The organism is Prevotella sp. P5-126 (assembly GCF_002251185.1).
Classification (GTDB): Bacteria; Bacteroidota; Bacteroidia; order Bacteroidales; family Bacteroidaceae; genus Prevotella.
In genome coordinates, this window is sequence record NZ_NPIZ01000053.1 from 90,341 (window position 1) to 116,788 (window position 26,448).

The following is a 26,448-nucleotide window of genomic DNA, read 5'->3' on the forward strand; positions in this document are numbered from 1 at the left end:
TTAGATCATAAACCGAAATGCCGCAACCGTCATTCGGTCGTTCTAACGGCCTGTCGGCGATGTTGACCAACCGGACGACATCAGTTCTGACTGTCGGCACGCTTCATCTGCAGATACAGCTGCCACAAGGCTGGAATAACTATCATCAACGAGAATCCTGCTGCCATCAGCGCATGTTGCTCACTTCCGAAGATATCTACCAGCTTCACATCAGCCTGTTGATACATATTGGAAACGATATACGCAGCACTGTTGTTCACCCAGTGATACACCATTCCGGGAATGATTGAACCCGTGCGCCAATACATCCATCCCAACAGCAAACCGCCAATAAAGGCATAGGGCATTTGGGCAGGATTGCCATGCACCAGACTGAAAAGCAAAGCAGATACGACTATTGCCTTCCATGGTGTCAGCTTCTCAAGCAGTACGCGAAGCACTGCACCACGGAACACGACTTCCTCTACCAAAGGGGCCAACAGCCCGACGACCACATATCCCCAGTAGTTGGCCATCAAATTGCCCATCTCCATTTCTATCAGGTTAGGCAACTCAGGAAGATGCTCCTGCAACCAAGTAAAGGGAATTGCCATGCCTATTGATGCCAGTGCAGTCCAAAGCAGAACGCTCCAAGGACGTGTCAGCAACCAACTGGGCGATAAGGGTGTCATCCGTTTCCACAAGAAAACAACAAGGGCAAGGACATTGGCAGCCGACAAACCGATAATCATCTGTGTTGTTTTGTCAACCACCACCGCTGTGCTTCCTATCAATAGGCATACGCCTTCTACCACATTCATGACCACCACCTGAATGGCCACAAACAGCAAAACATATAATATTGCCTTTTTCATCTATTTCATCTATTTAATTGGTTTATCTTATTTCTACAGCTGTCAACTACTTGCCGCATACTGTTTCCTGCGCCTCTGCATCGGCACGAAGCACCTGCAAGGCGTCGCTCTGATCCTTTGCCAACTGCGCTTTCAGGGCTGAGGCATCGGCAAAACACTGTTCGTCGCGCAACCTACCGACAAAGCGCACACGCACAGTCTGTCCATAGAGATTGCCGTTATAGTCGAAAAGATGCACTTCGAGCGTTGTAGGCCGACCGCCAAACGTTGGACAATGCCCGATATTCATCATGGCAGGCAGCGTAGGTCCATCCACACCAATTGTTGCCCATACGGCATAAACCCCAGCCTTAGGCAGCAGTTTATGGGTATCGGGCGAGAGATTGGCAGTGGGATAGCCAATCTTCATACCGATCTGTTCGCCGCTGACCACTTGACCTTCGAGACTATAGTCGCGTCCAAGACAGTGGTGCACCTTGTCTAGCGCACCGTCAGCCAACAGTCGTCTGACCATCGACGAACTCACGGGGCAGTCTTCTTCTGTGATGTTGCACGGCTCAAGCGCCTCAACATCCATATCCATCTCCTGCCCATAGCGCACATAGTCGCTAAAGCCAGCAGATCGGTCGTGGCCGAAACGGTTGTCGTAACCCGTCAGCAGAAGCTTCACGCCAAGTTGTTGGCGCATCAGCAACATAAAGTCGCAGGCAGCCAAGCCAGCCATCTCTTCAGTAAACGGCAGTACCACGCAACGCTGCACACCGGTGGCGCACAGCAATTGCAACCGCTCATCGAGTGTTGTCAGCAGCGGAGGACACTTGTCAGGACATACCACACTGAGTGGATGGCGGTCGAACGTGATGACCGTAGATATCAGTTTTCGCTCGCGTGCCTTATCTGCCAGTTGTTCGAAAACAAAGCGATGTCCACGATGCACACCGTCAAAAACTCCGATGGTTGCCACCGCCAATCCTTCGAGTTGCATCGCCTTATCGTATATTAATATTTCCATTTCGGGTACAAAATTACAAAATTTCATGCAATTAGTTGCGTATTTGCAAAAAAAGCAGTACCTTTGCACCGCAAAAATTTGCGGACTTGTAGCTCAGTTGGTTAGAGCAACAGACTCATAATCTGGAGGTCCCAGGTTCAAGCCCTGGCTGGTCCACCTCTTAAAATCAAGCAGTTAAGTCGCAAACTTAACTGCTTTTTCTTTTGCCTTGCGAACACATTGCGAACACAGAGACATTCGTACAGCAACGTGCTTTTCGCAAATTTTCATGCTTTTTTATCTTGCGAACACGTATTTTCATCAGATTTCATTTGGGGAAGAAAAATAATCTGATGATTCTGCAGTAATATTTTTCCTCCCTTTTATCATATTCATCACCATGCATTCTCTATGAACCGTTGGAAACCGTCCCTAATTGCACTCTCATTTGGACGATATCCAATACGTTGCTAACAATGCTGATAATACCAAGCCCCATTACTAGTGATAGAACAATCGTCGCTATCGTCCTGGAATATTGTTCAATTGCCAACAAGATGCCAGATGATGCATGGAAAGTAAACAATGGCAATTCCGATGGCGTGGACAGAACAAAGGCAAACAATGCTCCGCCAGCGATGAAGCCTGCCACAAATGCAGCTATCATAGCATATTTGTATCGACGAAGGTTTGCCTCCTCATACTGACGAAGGTATTCTACGGCATCGAGTTTTTGGGTTAGGCGTGCCATAAACTCATCCTTATCGTCAAATTTCGGACGCTGGGCAAGGAAGAGTTCCTCAAGTGCTTTATCTTTCATCATAACTTCAATCTTGTTTTCAGTTTGTCACGTCCTCGCGAGAGTTGCTTCTTCACGGCATCTTTGCTTGTGTCTGTTATCTGGGAAATCTCTTTTACAGAATGTCCGTCAAGATAGAACAACACAATGGATGCTCGTTCTTTGGGAGGCAAAGTGGCGAGAGCAAGGTAGAGATCCTGATAAGCATATTTTACATCAGCATCACTTGTGCCTAAGACTGTTTTTGCCTCTTCGATGCTTTCAAATGTCCGTTGGGCTGCCTTATGATTAAGGAATGTGTTCTGTGCAATCTTGAAGAGCCACGATTGGAACTTTCCTTTATTCTGATAGCCTGCCGAGGCAAGATACGCCTTGACCAAAGCATCTTGAGCAATATCGTCAGCATCATCCTTGTTGCCACAGCAGAGGGCGAGCAAGAATCCACGAAGTGCCTCCTGCTCGTCACTGACGAGTTGTATGAACTGCTCTCTGGTCATCTACTCTTTATGCCTGTCGCAAGTTCCGTTCCTCTGCTTCCATTTCCTTGGCAAGCATCTTCTTACCGATCTGATAGTTGGCTAGGAAGGCTATGCCTACAGCTAACAGTACCAATCCTATACTTATACTTACCAACGGATCTGTACTTCCTCCTACTAAGTTGCAGTTCAAGTATATTCCGTAACCTATCATTCCTACTCCCAGGATGAAAGCAAGCATTCCCCACTGTAGTTTTTCCAACAACTTCTCTTTCAACAACTTCTCTGGCTTATTCATCTTTCTTACTAATTCCTCAATGTCAATGTCAGCATTCTTTTCGAGTGCAGCAAGAATGATTTCCTTTCTATTCCTTTCCGAAGCCATCTTACCTCTTAATGCAAGAAAAATAATGGTAATTGGGAGAATAACGGCTGTTCCAAGCACAATAAAAAGACCTACGATATCATGACTTCCCATATTTTTAATTGTTTTATTGGTTAAACTTCTTGTTAATTATTGAACCGATTCACTATAACAACAAGTGAAAGTAGGAAAAGGTGACGTCCCATCTGTGTTTTTTTCAAAATTATCTCAAAAAACTACACCAAAGACAAAACAACATCTGGCGACATCTCCATCTTTGTTATAGCGCAAAGGCTGGTACCCATATCCTTGACACTTGCACCCATCAGGTACATATCATCATCAACAACCAAGAAACGGTCATGGGATTGATGGGGCAACTGTACGAACACCAAAGCCCATTTCATAGCATTTCACTTAATTTTTACTTTTCGGGTGCAAAGTAACAAAATATCTATGAATCAGCGAAATATAATTCAAAATAAAATTACTTGATTCAGAGGGGAACGGTAGAAAAAACGAGGAGACATCAAGGCTTTTTTAATTTTTTTCTTTACCTTTGCAATCAGAAATAATAAGGTAAAGAGAAAAGCAATACCGAAGGATTGAAAACTAAAGACAAAACACAAAGCATGAAAAAAAATATCTTGATTACCCTCTGCCTGCTCATGCTGTCAGCCACCATAACGTGGGCACAGGATGCCAACTTTTCTGAGATTCATTCAAACACCAGCCAACAGTCGCGCACACCTGAGGGTGACCGCCACCACTATGGACTATGGGCAAAAGACAAACTGATGTCGCCACCTCAGTTTAAGTCGCACTGGAAGTCGGCAGCAGACTCTATCCAGAAGCGTCGCGAGTTTGTCAATCTCTGTGGCAAGGCGTTTGGCTATTACGACGAGAAAGATGCGCTAAACACGGTTATCTATGGCGACAGCGCCCTGCGCACAGGTTTTGATAATGACCAGATATACTTCTATGTGGCACTCTCCTACGAGCAATTGGGCGACTACAAACAGGCTGAGCGCACCTTTAAGCAGGCTCGCTCGCGTGGCATTCCCAATGCCGGCAGAGCGCTGAAGGCTTTCCGCAAGCGCATGAAGGAAATGAAGGAAGCCACCAAGAAGTAACCTACCCTTGCAGGCAGGAAGATTGAGGCAACCTACTTGTATTATATAGTAGGTACGCATGCGCACACGCGTATTTGCAAAATTTCGACCACTCGACCACAACAACCGCATAACACGCTGTGTGTGTGCAGTTTACGTGTGTGGTCGATTACGCTGACTCGCGGTGTTCGACCACCATTCGACCACCCTTCGACCACCAGCCATCTGCCGTTGCCATCACAGAAACAGCTTGACCAAAATAACCACCAATACACGATTTTGCATGTTCTGACGACCGGCAACACCCTTGTCTAACGTTGGACAAGACTATTGCATAATATTTGACACCACTATTTTCCGATATTTGAAACAATTTGTTTCCAACGTTGAAAAGACCCTTGTCTAACGTTGGACAACACTCTTATCTAACGTTAGATAACACTCTTATCTAACGTTTGATAACACTCTTATCTAACGTTTGACAATAACTTTGTCAGCCGTTTGAAAATGCCTGAAAATAATTTTTGTTTACTTCGCGTGAATATCCGCCATGATTTTCGGGAAAAACATGCGTGGTCGAAGTGTGGTCGAAAACACGGGTTTGGAGTAATCGACCACAGCCTAAAGATGCTGTCTCATAGTCGATTACACCACATCTGTGGTCGTGTGGTCGAAATTTTTAGAAAAATAAAATTTTAAGGATTCCAAGTGTATGTACCCTGCCGCCCATCCGAGATGATTGCTGTCTCGATACCGACCTCCCGTCAGAAGAGTCGCCACTTGGAGGACTGGCAGATTCTGAGCCATGTGCCCATGGGGCAGACGAAGCGACAATACGGGCGAACAACCACGAAAGACAATAGCACAAAGGCGATGGCGATGGCGATGACCACCCACGATGCCGACTGGAAGATGAATGCGGCAAACGGTTCATAGTCGGTCCAATCTGCCCACACCCCTGTCCAGATGAGGATCATCAGCACGCACCATAGCAGTTTTCGGAAAATGTCCAATCTCCGCACGAGGCGGGCACCCATCTTCACCTTATAGCTGACACACCGACTTGCCATATACTGCAGCGAACCGAATGGGCACAGGTGGGTGCAATAGTATGACTTATGGCCTATCAACGGATAGACCAAAGCGACCAAAAGCATGAGACAAGGCACCGCTACCGCCAGCGGATTCATGCCGTGTGCCATATATCCCATGAGCGAGGTATAGGACAGGAAAGATCCACACCATAAGCCGAGCACCACCACATTGAGTGTGGATTGGCAGAAACGGTAGGTTTTGTTTTTCACAAACAACGGCAGGATGGCAGCCATCAGCACCACCAAGATGCCGGCTATGTTTTTTACCGACCAGTCGAAAGACGGTTGCGCAATGGTAGCCTGTGCGCGACGGGCATACGCCAATCCGCGCTGCACGTTGCCGATAATGGCTTTCGAAGAAAAGGTAGCGCCCGACACCGCATCCACCTGCAAAGCCTCAGCCTCTTCCGTGGTTTTGCCGTTCCACCGGGAAAGCAGCTCCGCTGCCATTTCAAAGAAATCTTCCGTCTCCTGATTGGGCAACGCCTTGATATGCTCCACCCTGTTGTCTTTGATGGTAATCAGGAGTGGAACCGTTCCGGCATAGCCGATAATATCTGATGCGATCGACGTGGTATTCACCACCATAGATCCATCGTCGAGCACCTGCAAGGTGTCGTTGTCGGCTTGGTGGGCTGTGGCTGTTGTCGCTTGGAAGTCGTGGCCGGGCAACGAACCATGTTTCGCCAGGGCAATCGAAGCGAGAATCAGCAATCCCGCCAACAGGCTGCCCATTTGTCGCATAGCATCTTTCTTCTTCATCATCAATACTTGTCGTTGTGATAGATCATCGTGTTTTCGTGCACAAAGATACGGCGATTATTTCTAATCTCCAATTTTTCCAACACAAAATAAAGGATTCCTCCACCCCACTTGTTCGTTTGTCTGTTGCCCCACACAGCAATTCCACAAGGCGAAAAATGCATATAAATAGGTGAAAATCATAAAATTATTGGGATTTACGCTTGTCATTTTCACAAATATTCGTATCTTTGCACCCAGAGAATCACTATACTTATCGTTTCCGAAATAACGAACAAACAAAAAATATAATTATAGATCTATGAGAAAACTATTATTGTTATGTGCCTTGATTACAGCATCGGGTACATTCTTTTTGAGCTCCTGCTCTAAAGACTCAAACCTCTACGATCCCAATCAGAAGGTCAATGAGTACAACAACAGTTGGAACCAGCAGTTTGGAGCCATCGACCCCACACAAGACTGGAATGTAGCAACCACCGTTAGCGCAACAGCCGCTTGCCCCACCATTGCCGGTGAGAGCGAGATGCGCATCTATTCTGATGCTCCGCTGGAAGACGAAAGCAACCTGATGGCAGTTACCAAACTGACCAATGGCGCAGGCAGCATCTCGTTTGATGCCAAGAAGGCTGCCAACCACGTATTCGTTTCTATCAAAAACAGCGAAGGCCTCTTCAAAATCTACAATTACTATGCTATCGTAAACGGCACAGTAAACATCACCCCATCAGACTATATCACACCAACTCGCAGCGGATTTACACGTGCTGCCAATTGCCCGGTGGAAAAAGGTGAGAAGAAAGTGCTGAACAACCAATACGAATCATTAGTCAAAGATATGATTTGGTGGAACTGGACTACAAAAACCGTTGAAGAATGGAAAAAAGTTTACCAAGGTCAAAGTGTTCAGTATAACAACCCTGGTCCTTTCACCACAGAATCTATCGTAACCAAAAACGCAGACGGTTCTATCAACTATACAGTATTTGACTTCTCAAATGCCGAGCTTAAGCCTGAGGCAAAATGGGTTGGATCTACCAAGAATATTGAAATCACCCTGCTCAAAGGTGTTGCTCAAGAAGAAGCAGTTCCCTGCTGGACATTGGGTCAAGGCTACAAGCTCTTCGGTCCTGGCTCATTCTTCATGGAGAGCCAGAAGTACTACAGCAGCAAAAAACTTAACATCTACACCAATGGTCTTGAAGACTTGAAGCAGGTGGAGAAGGGATTCTCTATCGTTACCGAAGGTGGAGAAATCAAAATGCCAGTAGTATATGGTGCGACACAAATTTCAGACCGCCTCGGCTACATTTACTACAAAGACGGTCAAGACCCATTGACCCAGCCCCACTACATCTTGATTAACGATGCACGTCCTCAGAGCAACATCTATTTCAATAGTTGGAAAGGACAAGCCGTTGGTAACATGGATTTGTCAAACTGGAGCGAAGCAGAGGAGTCGCTCTTTGGTAAAAGCAAAGACACCAAGATGTATGGCACTTCATACAAATTGGCTTTCTTCGGCGAGAACCACGACCAAGAAGCAACCTACAATTTCCCAGCAGGCTACCACATCGTGTTCTTCATCGCACCATATCAGCCATACAATACCAACGATTACAGTAACCACAATGGTAACTACACAGATGTCAACTACAACTACTCGCTGCCCGAACTGAACAAGCGCATCAACCACTTAGACCAAAAGGACTGGGAGATTTCTAAGCCTACCTACGATCCCACTCGTGGCGCTATCAAGGCAGCCGCTTGGACATTCAACGGACAGACATTCCTTGGATTTGAAGATGGCGGTAACGACGAAGACCTCAACGACATCGTATTCTGGGTACAAGGACAATACAAGACTCCAGAACCTCCAATCACCGTGCCCGACCCAGATCCACTGCCCGAACCACAGTCAGAATCATGGATTATCGCATGCGAAGACTTGGGTAATACCGACGATATCGACTTCAACGACGTAGTGTTCAGCGTTAGCCATACCGCTGGCGAAACCACAGCGAAAGTCACTCCGCTGGCTGCAGGTGGTGTGCTGCCTTCAAACATCTACCACGGTGGCAACAACCTCGGCGAAATCCACAACCTCATCAATGGTGCACAGCCCAATGCCAACGGACAGTATTCTATGCTCAACACCGGCAGCAAGGGCACTCCCGGTAGTGCAATCACCATCACCGTGCCTGCCGACTACTCTGTAACCAACCATGGTTTCACAGTAAAGGTGAAAGACCAGAACGAGTCTATCGTGCTTGAGTCAGCAGAGATTGGCACAGCTCCCCAGATGCTTGTATTGCCAGGCGAATGGGCATGGCCTACCGAGCGTACTCCTATTGGTATCGCCTTCCCCATGTTTGTAGAATGGAGCAAGGCTGCCAATACCGCAATCGACTGGTATAAGAGTCCCGTAGAAGGTAAAGTGGTGAAGTAATTCACTACTCCCTGTACAATCCCCCAATCACCCTAAGCAACTCCCACCCTACCTGGGTAGAGTTTCTTAGGGTGATTTGTTTGTTTCATCCCCTTGCAGGAAGACCATACCCTGCATCGCATTCCCCATTCCCTTCGGGATGTGTTCGGGATGCGTTCGGGATGAATATGATATGGATATAGTATGGGTTTAGTATGGATTCGGGAAAATAAAACTGAGCCAACCTGATAAGGAAGGCTCAGTTGGTCATACAGCAGATGGTCGTTGCTATTATCTATAGGTATTGGTATTATCGGGATAGAGATACCAGTCGCGTGCATTATAGCGGTCGCGTCCCCAGTCGAAGAAAGAATGGCTGGGCGTGCAGTAAGCACCATCATAACCGTTAGCTCCGAGCGTTCCTATCACTTTTCCTTCGCGGGCATAACGGAAATCCGTAGCCACGAGCAAAGCCCAAATATAGTTTTTAGAATAAACCTCCTGGTTGGCACCGTTTATATATTGGTGGATCACTTCGTCAGCTTTATACGTCATGGTGTGGGTTTCAAAATATCCGCCATTATAGGAAGTGACTGCAAAGAGGTCAAGATCCATCATATTGAAATCGTTGAAGGAGGCACGGCTCGACTGATGAAACAACACACGAAACTCGCGCTTCACCGTTCCCACCTTCATTCCCAACTTGCCGGTAGTAGCCACCTCAGCCATATCTTCGTCGGTCATGGTGTTGTAATAACAGCGCACCACCTGCTGCGCATTGTCCATAGACCCTTTGCTGATGGCATAGTGGGCATCGCAGAATAGCGGAATACACACGTCGCGGTTGGCTGGATTCACCTCGCTCGTCTTCTCTATAAACTTGCGGCCCTCGGTTGTCGGCACAAAACTGCTGCCGTATTTATAATAAGGATAGGTGTCTTCTGCCTCGTAAGTAGTACCCACCACGGCGGTATTCACCCCTTTCAGGCGCATGGCAGCACCTATGGGGTTGACCGTTCCCACTGCTTTGAGATTGGTGGAAATAATCAGCGTATCGGGATCGGTGGTGTTGGCAGCATAGCGCTTGTTGAGCTGAACGCCCATCACCAAGTCGTTGAAATCGTAGTCGCCAGGCTGTGGAAACGCATCTTCAAAACAGAATGTATAGGGTTGCGGACTTACTCCAGCCAGCATGGCAGGCGTAGAACCACGCAAATAGGCATTGCTGAGGTCGGCTGTGATGTTGACCTCATTGGTTCCAACGGAAATACGAGCCTCTTTCACTCCGCCCGCCGCATCGACAATAGCTATCCATAGCTCCGAAAGAACCGTCGGACACGACACGTTGACCGACTGCCGGTTGGCTCCATTGAGTTTCACATGTTGCAACAGTCGGGTTGTTGAAACGGCAGGAATGCCCGTGAACATATAAACCTCATAGCTGTCGGCAGAAGGCAGTATGACCGACATGGTGAGTTCTCGTGCCGTAGCCCAAGTATGTCCTGCATCAAAGTCCTTAACAGGAAATTCCTCTGCCACCAGATCAACATATCTTTGTTTTTGGAAAAACTCATGTTGACAAGCAGTCAGCACGAGCGTTGCCATTGTTGCGGCAATCAATAGTTTCGGTTTATTCATATTTGTTCGTAATAAAAACAGGATACAAAGTTAAGTAAAATAATGTATATCAGCACTATTCTTGATGAAATTATGATTTTTTAACATACTGTTAACTATACAAAAACGAAAAAGTTTTTATCTTTGCACCCACAATGGAAAGACTCTATATATAACGAAAATGAGCCAACCGTTTAATCTCATAGAATTATCAACAACAGTAAAATTAAAAATCGAGAAAATGAAAAAGATTCTTTTTGTAGGAATTACAGCCTTAGCCATGGCTAGTTGTACGCACGATGACTATGCCCCTGTTAGTAAGCAAGAGCAATATCAAGCTGTCTTCGAAAAGGAGTTTGGGGCAGTCAATCCTAATGTTAACTGGGGATTCACTCCTCAGCAAGTATTCACATTCGACAAGGATGGCAAGCTCATTGGTACTCGTGGTTCAGACCCCAATGCCAACGACTGGTATCAATATCTGACCGTACCCGCCCCACTGACCGACGCTCAGAAAGAGGTGGTACGCAAATGGTTCCAGAACACCAAAAACCCTCAAGGCCAAAAAGTCAACTGGAGCGACTTCTTTGTACAGCAAGTGTATCAAGGTGGTACTAATCCTGGTTCAAATTCGCCCGAAATTTACACTATCAATAAACCTGCTGGCGGAACTGAACAGATTACTGGTTCCGAAAAGATGAACTGGCTGGCTTGTGGTAGCAATGCAAAAGAGGGAGACCACATCTACAACTTCAACGGTGGTAATGCAAGCGAGACGAATGTTGGAGAGGGCAACAACAAGTTCCATAAGGACAGAATCATGTATATGAAGGACTACAACACCACTTGCTTTGGTTTCCACGACTCTTATGGAAGTAAATACTACTACGACTCATACGTGCTAATTCCCGGCGATATCATCGATCCTATTGTGGCAGGCATGTATTTTGTAGGTTTCGACTATAAGACCGAAAAAAACGACAACGGAAAAATAGAAGTCAGACCCGACGGATACTATAGCGACTGGATTGTCAGAATAGCTCCAGGCCTCAACGCTCCTGGTACAGTTGCTATGCGCGTCATGGTAGAGGATATCATCGATAGCAATCTGGCTTCTGTACAGACCAGCGACTGGGACTTCAACGATGCTGTATTCGATGTAAAATTCGAGTACAATTGGAAAGATGGTCACAATCAAAAATTTGCTGTCATCACTTTGCACGCAGCTGGTGGTACGAAGTATCTCACCATCGGTGGACAGGGTGACAAAGGTGTAGAGGTGCACAAAGCTCTCTGTGTAGAAGAACAAGGCACTATGATCAATACCGGCAACGGAGCCACACGTCCTGTAGCCATCTTCCGCATCCCTGTGGCAGACAATGTGAACAATGCCAACGATATTCCCGTTTATGTAGGCGCACAAGAACTGACAGCTCAGAAGGGCGAAGCTACCCAAAAGCTTTGCGTACCTACAGACGTAAAATGGATGAAGGAGCGCGTACAGTTCATAAATACCTATGAGAAGTTCAAGGACTATGTCAACAGTAACACTCCTGACAACTGGTACAAGAGTGTCAAAAACCAAGAAAATTTATACTAATTCTTTATAATCATATAGACACAGGAGGAAGCGTGTCGGCGTATTGCCGACACGCTTTTTCTATGAAAAGACCAGCATATATTTGGCGTTGTGACAGAAAAAGTGTAATTTTGTTGGCTGTATGGTTTTAAATTATATTTGGGTAGCATTCTTCATCATCGCCTTTGTGATAGCGATGGTGAAATTGGTATTCTTTGGCGACTATAGTGTGTTTCCTGCCATGATGGATTCCACATTCAGTTCGTCGAAGACAGCCTTTGAGATTTCATTGGGATTGACGGGTGTATTATCGCTATGGCTCGGTGTGATGAAGGTTGGCGAACGCGGTGGCGTGGTCGATGTATTGGCACGAATCCTATCGCCGGTGTTCAGCAAACTCTTTCCCGATATTCCCAAAGGGCATCCCGTCACAGGCAGCATCTTCATGAATATTGCAGCCAATATGTTAGGACTCGACAATGCCGCCACACCATTGGGATTGAAAGCCATGGAACAGATGCAAGCCTTGAATCCAAAGAAAGACACAGCATCCAATCCGATGATCATGTTTCTCGTGCTCAACACCAGCGGATTGACCCTGATACCAGTCAGCATCATGGTTTATCGTGCTCAGTTGGGTGCTGCCCAACCCACCGATATCTTCATCCCCATCCTTTTGGCCACATTCTTCTCGACGTTGGCAGGAGTGGTAGTCACCTCACTATTCCAGCGCATCAATCTACTGAACCGCATCATGCTGCTCACACTTGGTGGTGCCTGTCTGGTGGTGTCAGCCATTATTTGGGCATTCAGCCAGATGGATGGTGAGACGATGAACCGCGTCAGCACGACAGTAGCCAACATCCTGCTGATGTCTATCATCATAGGATTCATCCTTGCCGGAGTGCGCAAGAAGGTAAACGTCTATGATGCTTTTGTAGAAGGAGCCAAAGACGGATTCCAAACTGCCGTGCGCATCATCCCCTATCTGGTGGCTATTCTGGTGGGCATCGGTGTGTTTCGCGCATCGGGAGCCATGGACATGCTGATAGACGGTATGCGCTGGACGGTAGAACAAACTGGCGTTAATGCACAATGGGTGGATGCGCTACCCACAGCACTCATGAAACCGCTATCGGGAAGCGGGGCACGCGGCATGATGGTCGATGCAATGACCACCTATGGCGCCGACTCCTTTGTAGGACGCCTGTCGTGCATCTTCCAAGGATCTACCGATACTACATTCTATATCCTTGCCGTATATTTCGGTAGTGTGGGTATTGCCAAAACCCGACATGCCGTAGCCTGCGGCTTGCTGGCAGACTTTGCAGGCATCGTTGCCGCCATCTGCATCAGCTATCTCTTCTTCTATTAAGAAATAAAGAAACTGAACTATCGCATGTGGGGAAGTTAAGGGAAGTTAAGGGGAGTTAGAGGGAAGTTAGAGGGAAGTTAGGGAAGTTAGAGGGAAGTTAGAGGGAAGTTAGAGGGAAGTTAAGGGAAGTTAAGGGACAAATGTCCTACGTCTTACGGCAAAAGGCTATTGTCTCTTAACTTCCCGAACGACCGTAGGAAGTGATAACTTCTTTTACTTCAATCAATTCCCTCAGTTGCGAAACTTGAATAAAAAAAAATAGAAATATGCCAAATCTGAAATCATTAGCAAAAGACACAGCCATCTATGGATTGAGCAGCATCGTAGGACGCTTCCTCAACTATCTGCTCGTGCCGATCTACACCGCATCCATGCCGGCATCGGGCGGTGCTTATGGTGTCATCACCAACATGTATGCCCTGACAGCATTAATCCTCGTATTGCTGACCTTCGGCATGGAGACCACTTTCTTCCGTTTTGCCAATAAGGAAGGGGAGCATGCAGAACGGGTATTCTCTACTGCTCTGATAGGAGTGGCATCAGCATCAACATTGTTTTTCATAGCCATTCTGCTACTCATCACTCCCGTCAGCACCTTCCTTGGCTATGCCGACCATCCGCAATATGTGTGGGTCATGGCGCTTACCGTTGCTATCGATGCCGTGCGTGCCATCCCCTTTGCCTATCTCCGACTACAGAAGAAAGCGTTGAAATTTGCAGCCCTGCAGATGCTGAACATCGCCATCAATATTGCACTCAACATCATCTATTATATCGGTATGGACGGTCATGATCCCGGTTATGCCTTCTATATCAACCTCGCCACATCAGCAATCGTCACACTCTGTCTCTTCAAAGAACTGTGGGGCATACGTTACGGCTTCGATTCACAACTGATGAAGCGCATGCTGAACTACAGCTGGCCTATCGTCATCCTGGGTGTGGCAGGCATCCTCAACCAAGTGGCAGACAAGATTCTCTTTCCTTTTATCTATCCCGGAAAAGATATGCACACCCAACTTGCCATCTATGGCGCTACGGTGAAGATTGCCATGATTATGGCTATGATCACACAGGCCTTCCGCTATGCTTATGAACCATTCGTGTTCGGCAAGTCGAAAGATAAAGACAACGATCAGATGCAGGCTTCTGCCATGAAATACTTCATCATCTTCACCCTACTGGCGTTCCTTTGCGTGATAGGTTGGATGGATGTGCTCAAGCGCATCATCGCACCCGACTATTGGGAAGGACTGCGCGTAGTGCCTATCGTAATGGCTGCCGAAATCATGATGGGCATCTATTTCAACCTGTCGTTCTGGTACAAACTGGAAGATAAAACCTATTGGGGAGCGATCTTCTCCGGTGTGGGCTGTGCCGTTCTCATCAGTATCAACGTCATCTTCGTACCGCGCTATGGGTATATAGCCTGTGCATGGGCAGGGTTTGCCGGCTATCTGACAGCGATGACCCTCTCCTACCTCGTAGGACGAAAATACCATCCGATAGCCTATCCGATGCGCGATATTGCCCTCTATGTGGTATTGGCAGCGGCTGTATTCTTCGTGATGCAAGCCACCAACCACCTCTCTACCGCTGTTGCCATGGGAGTCAACACCATCTTCATCCTACTCTATACCGCCCTTGTGGTAAAGAAAGACTTCCCATTGGGCAGTCTGCCCGTTATCGGTAAATACTTCCGGAAACATCAAAACAAATAATTATAACACTATGAAAAGAAAAGCAATGTTACTCTTCGGCGCTTTGATGGCCCTGTCTGTCAACAACGCCAAGGCCGACGAAGGCATGTGGACACTCTACAACCTGCCGCCAGCCATCTATGAACAGATGAAACAGGAGGGATTCCAACTCCCTATGGAACAACTCTATCAGAGCAGCAATGCCGTGAAAAATGCCGTTATCAACTTTGGAGGCTATTGCTCAGGCGTTGTGGTATCTCCCGATGGACTCGTATTCACCAACCACCATTGCGGTTTTGAATCTATCCGTAGCCACTCTACCGTAGAGCACGACTATATGCTCAACGGATTTGTTGCCAACTCGTATGAAGAGGAATTGCCCAACAAAGATCTCTTCGTAAGCTTCATGGTGGAACAAAAAGACGTGACCGACGAATTGCGCAAACTGGGCATGAGCAGCCTCGCTATCGGCAAAGTGGGCGAATGGGTGGATTCTGTAGAGAATGCCTGGCAGAAAGACATCCGCCAGAAAGACTCTACGTTGCGTGTAGAAATCAAGCCTTTCTACGAGGGCAACAAATACTATATGACAACCTATCGCGACTTTACCGACGTGCGTCTGGTATTCTCTGTGCCCAAATCGATGGGTAAGTTTGGTGGAGAAACCGACAACTGGATGTGGCCCCGTCAGACTTGCGACTACTCTGTATTCCGCATCTATGCCGACCCAAAGACCAATGGTCCTGCCGCTTACTCCAAAGACAACGTGCCCTATCATCCTGCATCATGGGCACCAGTATCAATGGATGGCTATAAACCCGGCGATTTTGCCATGATTATGGGATATCCCGGCAGCACCAGCCGCTACCTGAGCAGCTATGGTATCAAGGAACGCCGCGATGCTATGAATGCTGTTATGGCTCAGGCTCGTGCCGTAAAACAGGAAATCATGCTCCGCCACATGCGTGCCGACGAAGCTGTGCGCATCAAGTACGACTCGAAATATGCCCACAGCTCCAACTACTGGAAGAACTCCATCGGTATGAACAAATGTATCGATTCCATCGGACTCATCAGACAGAAACAGGAGTTTGAAGCCAAATTGCAGCAATGGCAACAGGAGTCTGGCTATCTGAAAGGATTGCTCGACTTTGCAAAACTGGAAAAACTCTACGCTAATCGATTCTCTGCCCTGCGTGCCCTCTACTATTGGAACGAGACTTGGGGTCGCGAACCAGACCAAATGAGCCTTCGTGCTAAGCGCATCCACAACGGCATGGAGGTGAAAGGTCCGGAAAACAAGAAGCAGAAACAATATGTGGAGTTTAAAGACAATCGCAACGAGTGGGATGAAGCTACAGACCGTGAACTGCTTGCCGCTATGATGAAAAACTATAGCGAGCATGTGGAAAAGCAATATCACCCTGCATTCTTCACCACCATCGAAGAGAAATACAAGGGCGATTTCACCGCCTATGTCAACGATCTCTACGACAAATCGCTGCTGATGAAGGACAATACTCCTATTTATATTAATAAGAAGAGCTATGCCAAAGACCTCGGTGTGCTGTTCGGTCAGGACCTTATCGAGACCATGGGTGCCATCCGTGCCGACCTTTCTGGTAGTGCCGACCAGATTGAAGAACAGGAGAAATGGCTCTGTGCTGCCAAACTGCGCATGGAACAGGATCTTCCTAACTATTCGGATGCCAACTTCACACTCCGCATGACCTATGGTCAAGTGGGCGAATACACCCTTGGCGGCAAACCTTCTGGCTACTATACCGATGCTCGCAGCCTCTGGGAGAAGATGCAACGCGCCAACGACAACTTCGAATACTTTGCCGAACCCGTCATGCACGAACTGCTCTCGGCAAAAGATTTCGGTGCTTATGCCGACAAAGAGACAGGTACGCTGCAACTCTGTTTCCTCTCTAACAACGACATTACCGGCGGTAACTCTGGTTCTCCTATCTTCAACGGTAAGGGCGAACTGTTGGGCCTTGCCTTTGATGGCAACTGGGACAGCCTGTCGAGCGATATCTTCTTCGACAAGCAGTTGGCACGTACCATCAACGTGGATGTGCGCTATATGCTCTACATGATGGATCGTTGGGGCCATGCCGACCGTCTGCTGAAGGAAATCGGCATCAAGAAATAAGATGAATGATAACCCATAGCAAAGGGAGCAGCACCATAGTGTTGCTCCCTTTCTTTTATTAGAATCGTTGCCCATACCCCGATATGATATGCTCAACGACTATCGTCCCATTTGGTCGTTAGGTTTTATCACAAACCAGATGTTAGGGCTTATCCCCTATCGGTCGTTAGTTTATTTCTTCTTCGGACGACGACGTGCCCAGCCTTCCTCGCTGAAGTCGGGCTCTTCACCACGCAAGCGCATAGAGTCTGGATTCATCAGCGATCGCCAATCATTCATATCTTCATGATTCTGATGGCGTGCAGCTCCCCTTGAACCACGTTGCTGACGACCGTCGTTTCTGTCGGCACGACCATAACCTTTAGCGCCACGGCCTTCGCCACGTCCACTACGACCCTCGCTACGCTGATTGCGTGGAGCAGACTCGGAGGGACGTCTGCCGTTTCCGTGTCCAGCCTCATCAGCATCGTTGCAGCGCACTTCACGGCGCTTATAGTGCTGTCCGTTGAGGTTTTGCATCACGCGGTCAGCATCTTCCTCAGGAACTTCTATATAAGAGAACTTGCCCAAAAGGTCGATATGTCCCACCTGTACACGTCCTGGCACACACTTATTGAGGAACTGCATCACTTCGCCAGGATAGAAACCATCGTCCTTGCCTAAATTGACAAACAAGCGGCGGTATCCGGCTTCAGCCTTACGCGGTCCATTCTGACGAGTACGACGGTTGCCGTCTGCTTTACCTTCGCCCCTTGCAGCCTTGGCACTACGGCTATCGGGCTTGATGATTTCGGGTGCATTCTTATAATAGTCGAGAAATTTACCGAAGGTGATTGTCACCATCTTCTTGATAATATCCTCTTTGTCGATATATTCAAACTGACGGTTGATTTCTTCCATATAGGGAGCAATCTGCTCATCATCAACATCAGTCTTCATAATATCGTCCATGGTCTTGAAAAGCTGTTTCTTGCAAATCTCCTCAGGAGCAGGCAACGTACCATCCACAAAGTCCTTACCAATCTGTTTCTCTATCTGTCTCACCTTGAATTTCTCTTTGGTATGGATGATAGAGATAGACGTTCCCTTCTTGCCTGCACGTCCGGTACGACCGCTACGATGGGTGTAGCTCTCAATATCGTCGGGCAATCCGTAGTTGATAACATGGGTAAGATCATCCACATCAAGGCCTCGTGCTGCAACATCGGTAGCCACCAGGAACTGTACGGTGTGCTGGCGGAACTTCTGCATGGTCAGGTCGCGTTGTTGCTGACTGAGGTCTCCGTGGAGTGCCTCGGCATTATATCCATCCTTGATGAGTTTGTCGGCAATCTCTTGTGTTTCTATCTTAGTGCGACAGAAGATAATGGCAAAGATGCGAGGATAGAAATCTACCACTCGTTTCAATGCAAGATATTTATCACGTGCATTGACCAGATAATAGATGTGGTTCACATGTTCAGCACCTTCGTTTCGTGATCCCACCACAATTTCCTTATGGTCATGCAGATAGTTGAGTGCTATTTTCTCAATATCCTTACTCATAGTAGCCGAGAAAAGCAATGTGTTTCTATCGGCAGGCACACACTCGAAAATAGCATTGATACTGTCAGAGAATCCCATGTTGAGCATCTCGTCTGCCTCGTCGAGCACTACATTATTCACCTGATCGAGTTTAGCAACTCCACGGTTGATGAGGTCGATGAGACGTCCTGGTGTGGCAACGATAATCTGCACACCATGTTTTAGTGTACGTATCTGCGAACCGATATCCGTTCCACCATATACAGCAGCAATATGCATGCCGTCGATATATTTTCCAAAACTGTTGAGATCGTCAGCAATTTGCAGACAGAGTTCACGTGTAGGACTAAGGATGATGGCTTGTGTTTCTTTTCGCGATGCATCAGTTTTCTGCAACAACGGCAGTCCATAGGCAGCAGTTTTACCTGTTCCTGTCTGTGCCAATGCAATGACATCGTTTTTGTTACCCAACAAATAAGGGATTACTTCTTCCTGTACTGGCATTGGATGTTCGAATCCAAGCTCGTCAATAGCGCGGCGAATCTCTTCGCTGACGCCCAATTCTTCAAATGTTTTCAATGTTTTTTACCTTGATAATATTGCTAATAAAGAAGGCTGAATTCACCCTCCCAGCCATTATCCCACACAAACGATATGGGATCATCAGGGTGCAAAAACCTTCCAAAAATCCTGCGGACCATCATACACATGGTCTAAATTCGTGTGCAAAGGTAGTGCAAACCGAGCGAAATACAAAGAAAATCAGAAATTTTCTTTTATTTCCGAGGTGCAGCCTACCTAAGAGACAAAGTCTCAAAGGTACGAATAAGTGAGTGAAATACAAAGAAAATCAGAAATTTTCTTTTATTTCCGAACACTTGCAAAGTTGACGCAAAAATATTTTTGTCCTCTTATCAACCAATTTCTTCCTCTTATCTGCACTTATTACCTGTCATCGTATATGGGCATTTTGGCGACTTGTAGAATCTAAAAAAACACAGTAAATTTGCAAGTAGGAAATGATTAAAAAATAACTAAAAACTATACCCATTATGAGAGACTGGACGATACGGTTGCTCCTCCTATTATTGGTTGCTATGCCAATCACAATGGAGGCTAAAGAAAAAGACAAACCACTTATATATGAAGTAAGTTGTGGCGGGGCAGCAAAAAAAGGTTTTTTTTTTGTAAAAGTGAAAGCCGTGGTCGATAAAAAAAAAATCGGCGACAATATCCTAAAGCGTTGCGCTATCCATGGCGTGTTATTCCGAGGCTATTCAGGTGGCGGTGGATGCATTTCGCAACCGCCAATGGCAGGTAGTGCCATGGTTGAACAACAGTATAGCGACTTCTTTATTCCTTTTTTCCGCAAAGGAGGAGGATGCGAGGCTTATGCCACTCTGATAGAAGGATCTATGCAGGTAGTGCGTCAAGGCAAACAGTATATCGTTACCGGCATCATCTCTGTATCCAAAGAACAACTCCGCAAAGATTTAGAAGCAGCAGGAGTGGTGAAACGATTAAACAGTGGTTTTTAACCCTAACACGAAACAATATGAAGAAAACCATTCTCATCAGCATCGCCATATTTATGATCGCAGGTGCAAAGGCACAAGTAGCCATGTCGCCACGAGTAGGATTCGAGACCCAATGTCTCGGTGTGGAGGAAGATGGCACTCAGACACTACGTGTATGGGGATTCGGCAGCAAGAAGAAAGATGCGGTAGAACAAGCTATGAAAACTGCCGTACGTGACATTCTCTTCAAGGGTATTCATGCTGGCATGGAAGGTTGCAACACACGTCCTATGCTGACAGAAGTCAATGCTCGCGAACGTCACGAAGCCTATTTCAACAAGTTCTTTGCCGACGGCAACCGTTTCAAGAAATATGTTTCTTTCAAGGATGAGAAAAAAAAGAAAAAGTCAAGAGAACATACCGAGAGTACGTTGGGAACCCGATGGAGCATTGTGGTAACCGTGAAATGCCCACAGCTGCGCCAACGACTCATCAAAGATAAAATTATTCAGAAAGACTATAAATAGACACGCTATAATAATGAACACAAGGATTAACATTATACTGATAGCATTGTTGGCAATTGCCATGCCGTCGTTCGGACAGGCCAAACTGCCGAAATTGATGGTTGTGCCAAGTGATGTCTGGTGTAACGAACACCATTGTATGGATACTGTAGATATAATGGGCATCAAGGAAATGATTCCCAACTATAAGAAGGCACTACAGGAAAACCGCGACCTGATGGCGGTCATCTCCAAAATCAATACACTCATGGCAGAACGTGGTTTCCCTTTGCAGGACCTCTCACAGACCATCAAAAGTATAGAACGTCTCAATCAAGAGAACAGTGTGATGCGTACCAAAACCTCAGGTGCTGGTTTGGCAGAGAGTCCTGTTGATCGTTTGCGTCGCACGGCTCGTGCCGACATTATCTTAGAAGTAGATTGGGGAGTGAATGTCAATGGGCCGAAACGTTCCATTACCTACAATCTCCGCGGACTCGATGCCTATAGTAACAAGCAGGTTGCTGGTGCAGAAGGAACTGGAGCACCATCATTCTCTGCAGAAGTTCCTGTGCTCATCGAAGAGGCAGTGCAAGACCACATGGACAGTTTCACATCTCTGCTCCGCCAGCACTTCGATGACCTTCTTGCCAAAGGCCGCGAGGTTGTTATCGAATTACAGATTCCAGACAACGGACAAGAACTCGATTTCGAAACAGAGTATGACGGTAAGGAACTCGGCGAACTGATTACCGAATGGATGGCAAACAATACCGTAGAACATCGTTTCAACAAGAGCGATGCCACCGAAAACTATCTGCTCTTCGATCAAGTTCGCATCCCACTCTACCACACCAACGGTATGGCTATGGATGCAGAAGGTTTTGCACGCGAACTACGTAAATATCTGAAAGGAGCCCCACGCAACATATCCACTAAGGTGGTCAACCGTGGACTGGGTCGCTGTCTGCTTATTGTTGGAGAAAAATAAAGTATTACGACTATGAAGAAATATATTGCATCGTTTATTATAGCCTGCACAACGGCACTTTCCGTTCAGGCTCAAGAGTGCAGTCTGCCTATTGGCATTGCATTCCAGTCTGGTGCGTCTGCCATTCCAGTATCTTACCAACGAGTGGTAGCAGGCAAACTGCGCCAGTTATTGACAACGAATGGTGTATCGGCAATGGCAGGACTCCATAGTTTTGCATTGGTCCCTGAATATGAAATCATAGGCAAGAGCATCACAGCAGGTCCTCCCCGCCAAACAGTCTGTCAGATACAACTCAACCTAAAGGTGCTCAACGCTGACGATGGTGTTGTATTCTCGGCATATACCACTCAACTCGATGGTGTCGGTCAGAGTGATGCTGCCGCATTCAGCGATGCCGTAAAACGGCTGACGCCACGTCATCAAGGATTGTCAGACTTCATTGCTCAATCACAAAAAAAGATTGTTGCATACTATGATGCACAAGCAGACCGTATCATTGCCCGTGCCAAGATGTTGGACAAAACCCGTAAGTATGATGAAGCCATCTACGAGTTGCTCATTATTCCCGAATGTGCAGCAGCCTATGATCGTGCGCTATCATGTGTCAAGGAAGTATGGCAACACCGTATCAACACCGAAGGCGAACGACTATTGACCAAAGCCGTTGCTGTTTGGTCTGGTCGTACAAATAGTGATGCTGCTATCGAAGCCGCCAATCTGTTGGCAGAGATAGATCCCGAATCATCAAGTTATGAGGCTGCTATCAAACTTCTTGAGGAAATCAAAGAGAAGGCTGAACTGAATACACCATGGGATATTGCACTAAAAGTCATGGACGACAACATCGATATGGAGCAACGTCGCCTCGATGCTTCCAAGGAAGTGGCTAAAGCCTACGCAGAGAACATGCCACAGACCGAAACCAAACTTCTATTCTTAGATAAATAAAACTAATTTTTCAATATATAAAAACAGATATCAATATTACAATAACCTCAAAAAAATTATGATTATGAAGAAAATTATGCTTTCAATTATCGCTTTAGTTTCATCGATATCAATGGTTCAGGCACAGACATACAAAATTGGTGACGTCTATGACAAAGGCGGTGTAAAGGGTGTTGTGTTCTACGTAGATGACAGTGGGGAACACGGTCTGTTAGTAAGTCCTTCCGGTTTTGAGGGCAAATGGTGTAAAAAAGAGCAAGCAAATAACACAATCAATTGTTATGACGAAAAAGACGGTGCCGTAAATATGGAAACCATTGCCACATACATCAAAGACAATGATGCTTCATGGGACGAATTTCCTCTGTTTCAATGGGCTCGTAGTTTAGGAGAAGGTTGGTACATTCCTGCAAGTGATGAGCTCAAGCTCTTAGCCAAAGCCATTAACGGTGGTGAAGAATACAGCGAAAAGAATATCAACAAATTCGCCAAGATCTTAAAAAAGGAAAAAGGCAAAGGATTTATCAACAAGGGGTTTGGACATTCTGATGACTTTATGAATATTTACTCTTCCACTGAAATGCGAGATTCCAACGGTTTGGTTTTTACGCTCTTTTTCCAAGAGTCATCTGGCAGTAAGTTTGGAACAGCCATGCTGGGCAAATTTGCTAAGCGTAAAGGAAAACTTATTCTTGCTGGTCAATATAAGAATATACTTACTGGCGGTTTGACCATCAAGACTGATTTCGGTCGCGCCGTTCATAAATTCTAAAATAACACGTATGCCTTACCACAGACTTTTCTGTATCGTATTTTTGTGCATGACCCTATTGATGGGTCGTGCACAAAACCTCACAAAAATACAAACGGACGAGAAATGGGGCTTCATGAAGACAGACAGCACCATAGCTGTGCCTTGTATTTACGATGAGGTATATCCGTTTGTCGATAATATTGCCATCGTTCGCAAGGACACATTATGGGGGTTTGTAGATACAAAAGGTATAGAGAAAGACATTCGCTATACCCAAATCAGTACCTTTGGTAACAATGGCATGTACAAAGCTTTGTACAATAAAAAATGGACGTTACTGGACTTACATGGCAATCCTCTGCCCAACAGTCAACAATATGACATCATATTACCTGTACATAAAGGAGTAGCTATTGTTGTCAACGACAAGAAACGTGGTCTTGTTGATGGAGTTGGAAACATCATCCTTCGTCCGCAATATGAGGCTTTAGAATGTGGCGAATACATTATATTCAGCAAGCAATCCGACAAACCGGGTAGTTCCATCGGCATGTGCGACTACCAAGGTCGCATGATCTTGCCTGAAGGAATTCTTATGTCTGGCTATCCCCCCTCAGACGACATCATTTTAGGAAAAGTCTGGAATAAAGACGGCAAAGGAACCTCGTTTGCCTTTTATAATATCAATACAAAACAAACCACGATACTACCATCGCCGTTTGGCATTGTCTATAATGAATTCAAGAATGGTTATTGCCTTGTCAAAGAGTCTGGAAATCGTTCTTATTTCATTGACAAGACGGGCAAGAAAGTTTCTCCTGACTATGAAATGGTTGGAGCCAGAAGCGAAGGGCACTATGTCGTGAAACTAAATGGTAAATATGGAGTGATTGACTCGCTGATTCATGAAACGATTCCATGCAAGTACGATGAGGGTGGAACATATATCAGCGAAGGACTATGGAACACCATGAGCGATGACGAATGGGGTTATCTTAATATGATGGGGCAGCAAGCCATCCCATTTGAATATGAATTCACCCAACCATTCTTCAAAGGCCATGCCTATATTGGTGAACTCATTGATGGCGATGTGCGCTTCGGACTTATCAATAGGAATGGCAATATGGTGCTACCTATCAAATGGAAGAATATCAAATACACACTCAACAACAAGGGGGAAATGAATGCCGTATGGCTGACCGCAGATTCTGTATATTGCCGGCTCGACACCAAGACCATGAAATACAGTTACCAACAATCAGGTTTCAACGATGTAGAGTTCGATAATCAAGGTAACACCCTTGTAAGACAAGGCGAGTTTTGGGGATGTGTCGATACTGATGGCAACCAATGCATACCAGCCCGCATACCAACAAAAGAAATGATTATAAGCATACTTGACAAGATGCAGAAGGAAGGAAAGAAACAACTCGATTACACCGAGACCTATCGAAACAGCATCTATGCTAACGAGAAACGAAACTACTGGAATTTGCGAAGCCAGATACCAGAAAACATGTGGGACTACTAATTTTCAGAACAATGATAAAACGAATACATATTCTCTTAGCTGTAGCTTGTGTGTCACTGCCAATGAAAGCACAAGACCAACAGGAGCTGAAATACAGACGCAGTTCCATCTATAGCATGATGGTAAAACATGTCAATCAAGATTTTGCTGAAGATATCAGCAAGGTATTTATTGACATGCCGACCCCTGATAAATATAACAACCATGATCTGAGTGTCAAAGTGGTCAGTGTGCCAGAAAAGAAACTGGACGAAAATTCAGACATAACCAGTTTTCTGAAACGACATGTGATTGGTAGCCGTTTGGTTGCCAGATGGTTCAACCGTGATATCATTACTGGTAAGTGCAACATGGAACTGGTAAAAGAACGGGGGCTGTATAATGCCAATGAATTCGACAAAGAACTTGCGCGCCATTCGCAACGTGGTAATGCGTTACTGGAAGATGCAGGAGAAGACCTGATAGGCAACACCTTCGTTCTGGTCAACGATATCCGATATATCGACCGTTCGAAAGGCTCTTCCATTGTGGGCAGTATTCTTCGCATAGGCGGTTCGATCATGGATATTGCCAATGGCGGAAATACAAATTATTCAGAGAACATGGAGAGTCTGGCACAGATTGCAGAAAGCTATAAAGGCTTTAAGGTGAAGATTCATACATTTCTGTATCGCTTGGTATGGGAAAAGGAGACTGCCAACAAATTCTACCGCCAATACTACGCGGTTGGCAATGATGAAGAAAAACGCTTGGCATTTGACAAAAACCGAGAACTCTTTACTCTCGAATATGTAGGCGAACAGGAGAGTAGCGGTAGCAATGTCTCATTCATGGGTATCAACGAAGACGAACCATTGCTCATGGTGCGCAAGGCTTGTCAACGTGCTTTGGACGAAAACGTGGCAAACCTACAGAAAAACTTTGATGTGTTTAAAGTGAAGATTCCTCTTACATCAACTGACCCTATCACAGCTCCCATCGGCATGAAAGAGGGACTTAGCATAGACTCAAAATTCGAAGTGCTGGAGATTACTACTGATGAAGACGGCCGTACTACCTACAAAAGAGTCGGTACCATAAAACCCGTAAAAAACAAAATATGGGACAACCGCTTTATGGCAAAAGAAGAAAAGGCAACAGGTGCTGAACTTGGTCATACAACGTTTGAAAAGTCCAGCGGAGGCAAATTCTATCCTGGCATGTTAATACGCGAAATCAAATAACATAAACTATAACAATTATGAAACAGTTCAAAACTATCACACTAACACTGCTTTTTCTCTTCACAGCATCCGCTGTTTCTTGCTATGCAGAAAGCAGTGAATTGAGGAAACTTATAAACAAGGTCAATAAATGCAA

At 46.0% G+C, this 26,448-nt stretch carries 22 protein-coding genes and 1 tRNA gene; 14 read left to right on the forward strand and 9 right to left on the reverse strand.

Annotated features, from left to right (window positions below; genetic code table 11):
* Positions 1-80: 80 nt before the first annotated feature.
* Together CIK90_RS05330 and CIK90_RS05335 are read right to left on the reverse strand one after the other, a co-directional pair.
* A complete protein-coding gene (locus CIK90_RS05330; protein WP_094464524.1) occupies positions 81-854 on the reverse strand; it encodes a CPBP family intramembrane glutamic endopeptidase in 774 nt (257 codons plus the stop codon).
* Positions 855-900: 46 nt separating this feature from the next.
* The gene (locus tag CIK90_RS05335; protein WP_158216032.1) at positions 901-1,866 is read right to left on the reverse strand and encodes a bifunctional riboflavin kinase/FAD synthetase; all 966 of its coding nucleotides are present in this window, start codon (positions 1,864-1,866) and stop codon (positions 901-903) included.
* An 82-nt stretch (positions 1,867-1,948) separates the two neighbouring features.
* On the opposite strand from CIK90_RS05335, the gene CIK90_RS05340 reads away from it, so the two are divergent.
* Positions 1,949-2,022 (forward strand) — tRNA-Ile (locus CIK90_RS05340).
* A 232-nt stretch (positions 2,023-2,254) separates the two neighbouring features.
* On the opposite strand, the gene CIK90_RS05345 is transcribed toward CIK90_RS05340, so the two are convergent.
* From CIK90_RS05345 to CIK90_RS14145, 4 genes are all read right to left on the reverse strand, one after another.
* Complete coding sequence (locus CIK90_RS05345) at positions 2,255-2,668, reverse strand: hypothetical protein (RefSeq protein ID WP_094434788.1); 414 nt, start codon at positions 2,666-2,668, stop codon at positions 2,255-2,257.
* The gene (locus tag CIK90_RS05350; RefSeq protein ID WP_094434790.1) at positions 2,665-3,141 is read right to left on the reverse strand and encodes an RNA polymerase sigma factor; all 477 of its coding nucleotides are present in this window, start codon (positions 3,139-3,141) and stop codon (positions 2,665-2,667) included. The genes CIK90_RS05345 and CIK90_RS05350 overlap by 4 nt, the downstream gene beginning before the upstream one ends.
* A gap of 7 nt (positions 3,142-3,148) precedes the next feature.
* Entirely contained in the window at positions 3,149-3,598 is a 450-nt protein-coding gene (locus tag CIK90_RS05355) for a hypothetical protein (protein WP_094464526.1), read from the reverse strand.
* 122 nt (positions 3,599-3,720) lie between these two features.
* Positions 3,721-3,891: a hypothetical protein gene (locus tag CIK90_RS14145; RefSeq protein WP_158216033.1), complete on the reverse strand. Its 171-nt coding sequence runs from the start codon at positions 3,889-3,891 to the stop codon at positions 3,721-3,723.
* Between the two features lie 225 nt (positions 3,892-4,116).
* Here CIK90_RS14145 and CIK90_RS05360 point away from each other — a divergent pair, with 225 nt between their 5' ends.
* On the forward strand, positions 4,117-4,617 hold the full coding sequence (locus CIK90_RS05360) for a tetratricopeptide repeat protein (RefSeq protein WP_094464527.1): 501 nt from the start codon (positions 4,117-4,119) through the stop codon (positions 4,615-4,617).
* A 743-nt stretch (positions 4,618-5,360) separates the two neighbouring features.
* On the opposite strand, the gene CIK90_RS05365 is transcribed toward CIK90_RS05360, so the two are convergent.
* Complete coding sequence (locus tag CIK90_RS05365) at positions 5,361-6,455, reverse strand: FMN-binding protein (protein ID WP_371595935.1); 1,095 nt, start codon at positions 6,453-6,455, stop codon at positions 5,361-5,363.
* 298 nt (positions 6,456-6,753) lie between these two features.
* Here CIK90_RS05365 and CIK90_RS05370 point away from each other — a divergent pair, with 298 nt between their 5' ends.
* Complete coding sequence (locus CIK90_RS05370; RefSeq protein WP_144007226.1) at positions 6,754-8,901, forward strand: DUF4114 domain-containing protein; 2,148 nt, start codon at positions 6,754-6,756, stop codon at positions 8,899-8,901.
* Between the two features lie 270 nt (positions 8,902-9,171).
* On the opposite strand, the gene CIK90_RS05375 is transcribed toward CIK90_RS05370, so the two are convergent.
* Complete coding sequence (locus CIK90_RS05375; protein WP_094464529.1) at positions 9,172-10,518, reverse strand: LruC domain-containing protein; 1,347 nt, start codon at positions 10,516-10,518, stop codon at positions 9,172-9,174.
* Positions 10,519-10,738: 220 nt separating this feature from the next.
* Here CIK90_RS05375 and CIK90_RS05380 point away from each other — a divergent pair, with 220 nt between their 5' ends.
* From CIK90_RS05380 to CIK90_RS05395, 4 genes are all read left to right on the forward strand, one after another.
* Positions 10,739-12,097, forward strand: coding sequence for a DUF4842 domain-containing protein (locus CIK90_RS05380; protein ID WP_144007227.1), 1,359 nt, complete (start codon positions 10,739-10,741; stop codon positions 12,095-12,097).
* A gap of 121 nt (positions 12,098-12,218) precedes the next feature.
* Positions 12,219-13,451, forward strand: a complete 1,233-nt coding sequence (locus CIK90_RS05385; protein WP_094391522.1) for a nucleoside recognition domain-containing protein — start codon at positions 12,219-12,221, stop codon at positions 13,449-13,451.
* Between the two features lie 266 nt (positions 13,452-13,717).
* The gene (locus CIK90_RS05390) at positions 13,718-15,172 is read left to right on the forward strand and encodes a lipopolysaccharide biosynthesis protein (RefSeq protein ID WP_094464531.1); all 1,455 of its coding nucleotides are present in this window, start codon (positions 13,718-13,720) and stop codon (positions 15,170-15,172) included.
* A gap of 10 nt (positions 15,173-15,182) precedes the next feature.
* Positions 15,183-17,312 (forward strand): S46 family peptidase, encoded by a 2,130-nt coding sequence (locus tag CIK90_RS05395; RefSeq protein WP_094447411.1) that lies wholly within the window; start codon positions 15,183-15,185, stop codon positions 17,310-17,312.
* 171 nt (positions 17,313-17,483) lie between these two features.
* Here CIK90_RS05395 and CIK90_RS05400 read toward each other — a convergent pair whose 3' ends face one another.
* A complete protein-coding gene (locus CIK90_RS05400) occupies positions 17,484-19,415 on the reverse strand; it encodes a DEAD/DEAH box helicase (RefSeq protein ID WP_094464532.1) in 1,932 nt (643 codons plus the stop codon).
* Positions 19,416-19,888: 473 nt separating this feature from the next.
* Here CIK90_RS05400 and CIK90_RS05410 point away from each other — a divergent pair, with 473 nt between their 5' ends.
* From CIK90_RS05410 to CIK90_RS05440, 7 genes are all read left to right on the forward strand, one after another.
* Positions 19,889-20,374 (forward strand): hypothetical protein, encoded by a 486-nt coding sequence (locus CIK90_RS05410; RefSeq protein WP_144007228.1) that lies wholly within the window; start codon positions 19,889-19,891, stop codon positions 20,372-20,374.
* Between the two features lie 17 nt (positions 20,375-20,391).
* On the forward strand, positions 20,392-20,880 hold the full coding sequence (locus CIK90_RS05415; protein WP_094464534.1) for a hypothetical protein: 489 nt from the start codon (positions 20,392-20,394) through the stop codon (positions 20,878-20,880).
* Positions 20,881-20,893: 13 nt separating this feature from the next.
* A complete protein-coding gene (locus tag CIK90_RS05420; protein WP_094464535.1) occupies positions 20,894-21,850 on the forward strand; it encodes a DUF6175 family protein in 957 nt (318 codons plus the stop codon).
* Positions 21,851-21,862: 12 nt separating this feature from the next.
* Entirely contained in the window at positions 21,863-22,801 is a 939-nt protein-coding gene (locus CIK90_RS05425) for a hypothetical protein (RefSeq protein ID WP_094464536.1), read from the forward strand.
* Positions 22,802-22,865: 64 nt separating this feature from the next.
* Complete coding sequence (locus CIK90_RS05430; protein ID WP_158216034.1) at positions 22,866-23,573, forward strand: hypothetical protein; 708 nt, start codon at positions 22,866-22,868, stop codon at positions 23,571-23,573.
* A 10-nt stretch (positions 23,574-23,583) separates the two neighbouring features.
* Positions 23,584-25,089: a WG repeat-containing protein gene (locus tag CIK90_RS05435; protein WP_094464537.1), complete on the forward strand. Its 1,506-nt coding sequence runs from the start codon at positions 23,584-23,586 to the stop codon at positions 25,087-25,089.
* Between the two features lie 11 nt (positions 25,090-25,100).
* Positions 25,101-26,312 (forward strand): hypothetical protein, encoded by a 1,212-nt coding sequence (locus CIK90_RS05440; protein ID WP_254046286.1) that lies wholly within the window; start codon positions 25,101-25,103, stop codon positions 26,310-26,312.
* The last annotated feature ends 136 nt before the right edge of the window (positions 26,313-26,448 follow it).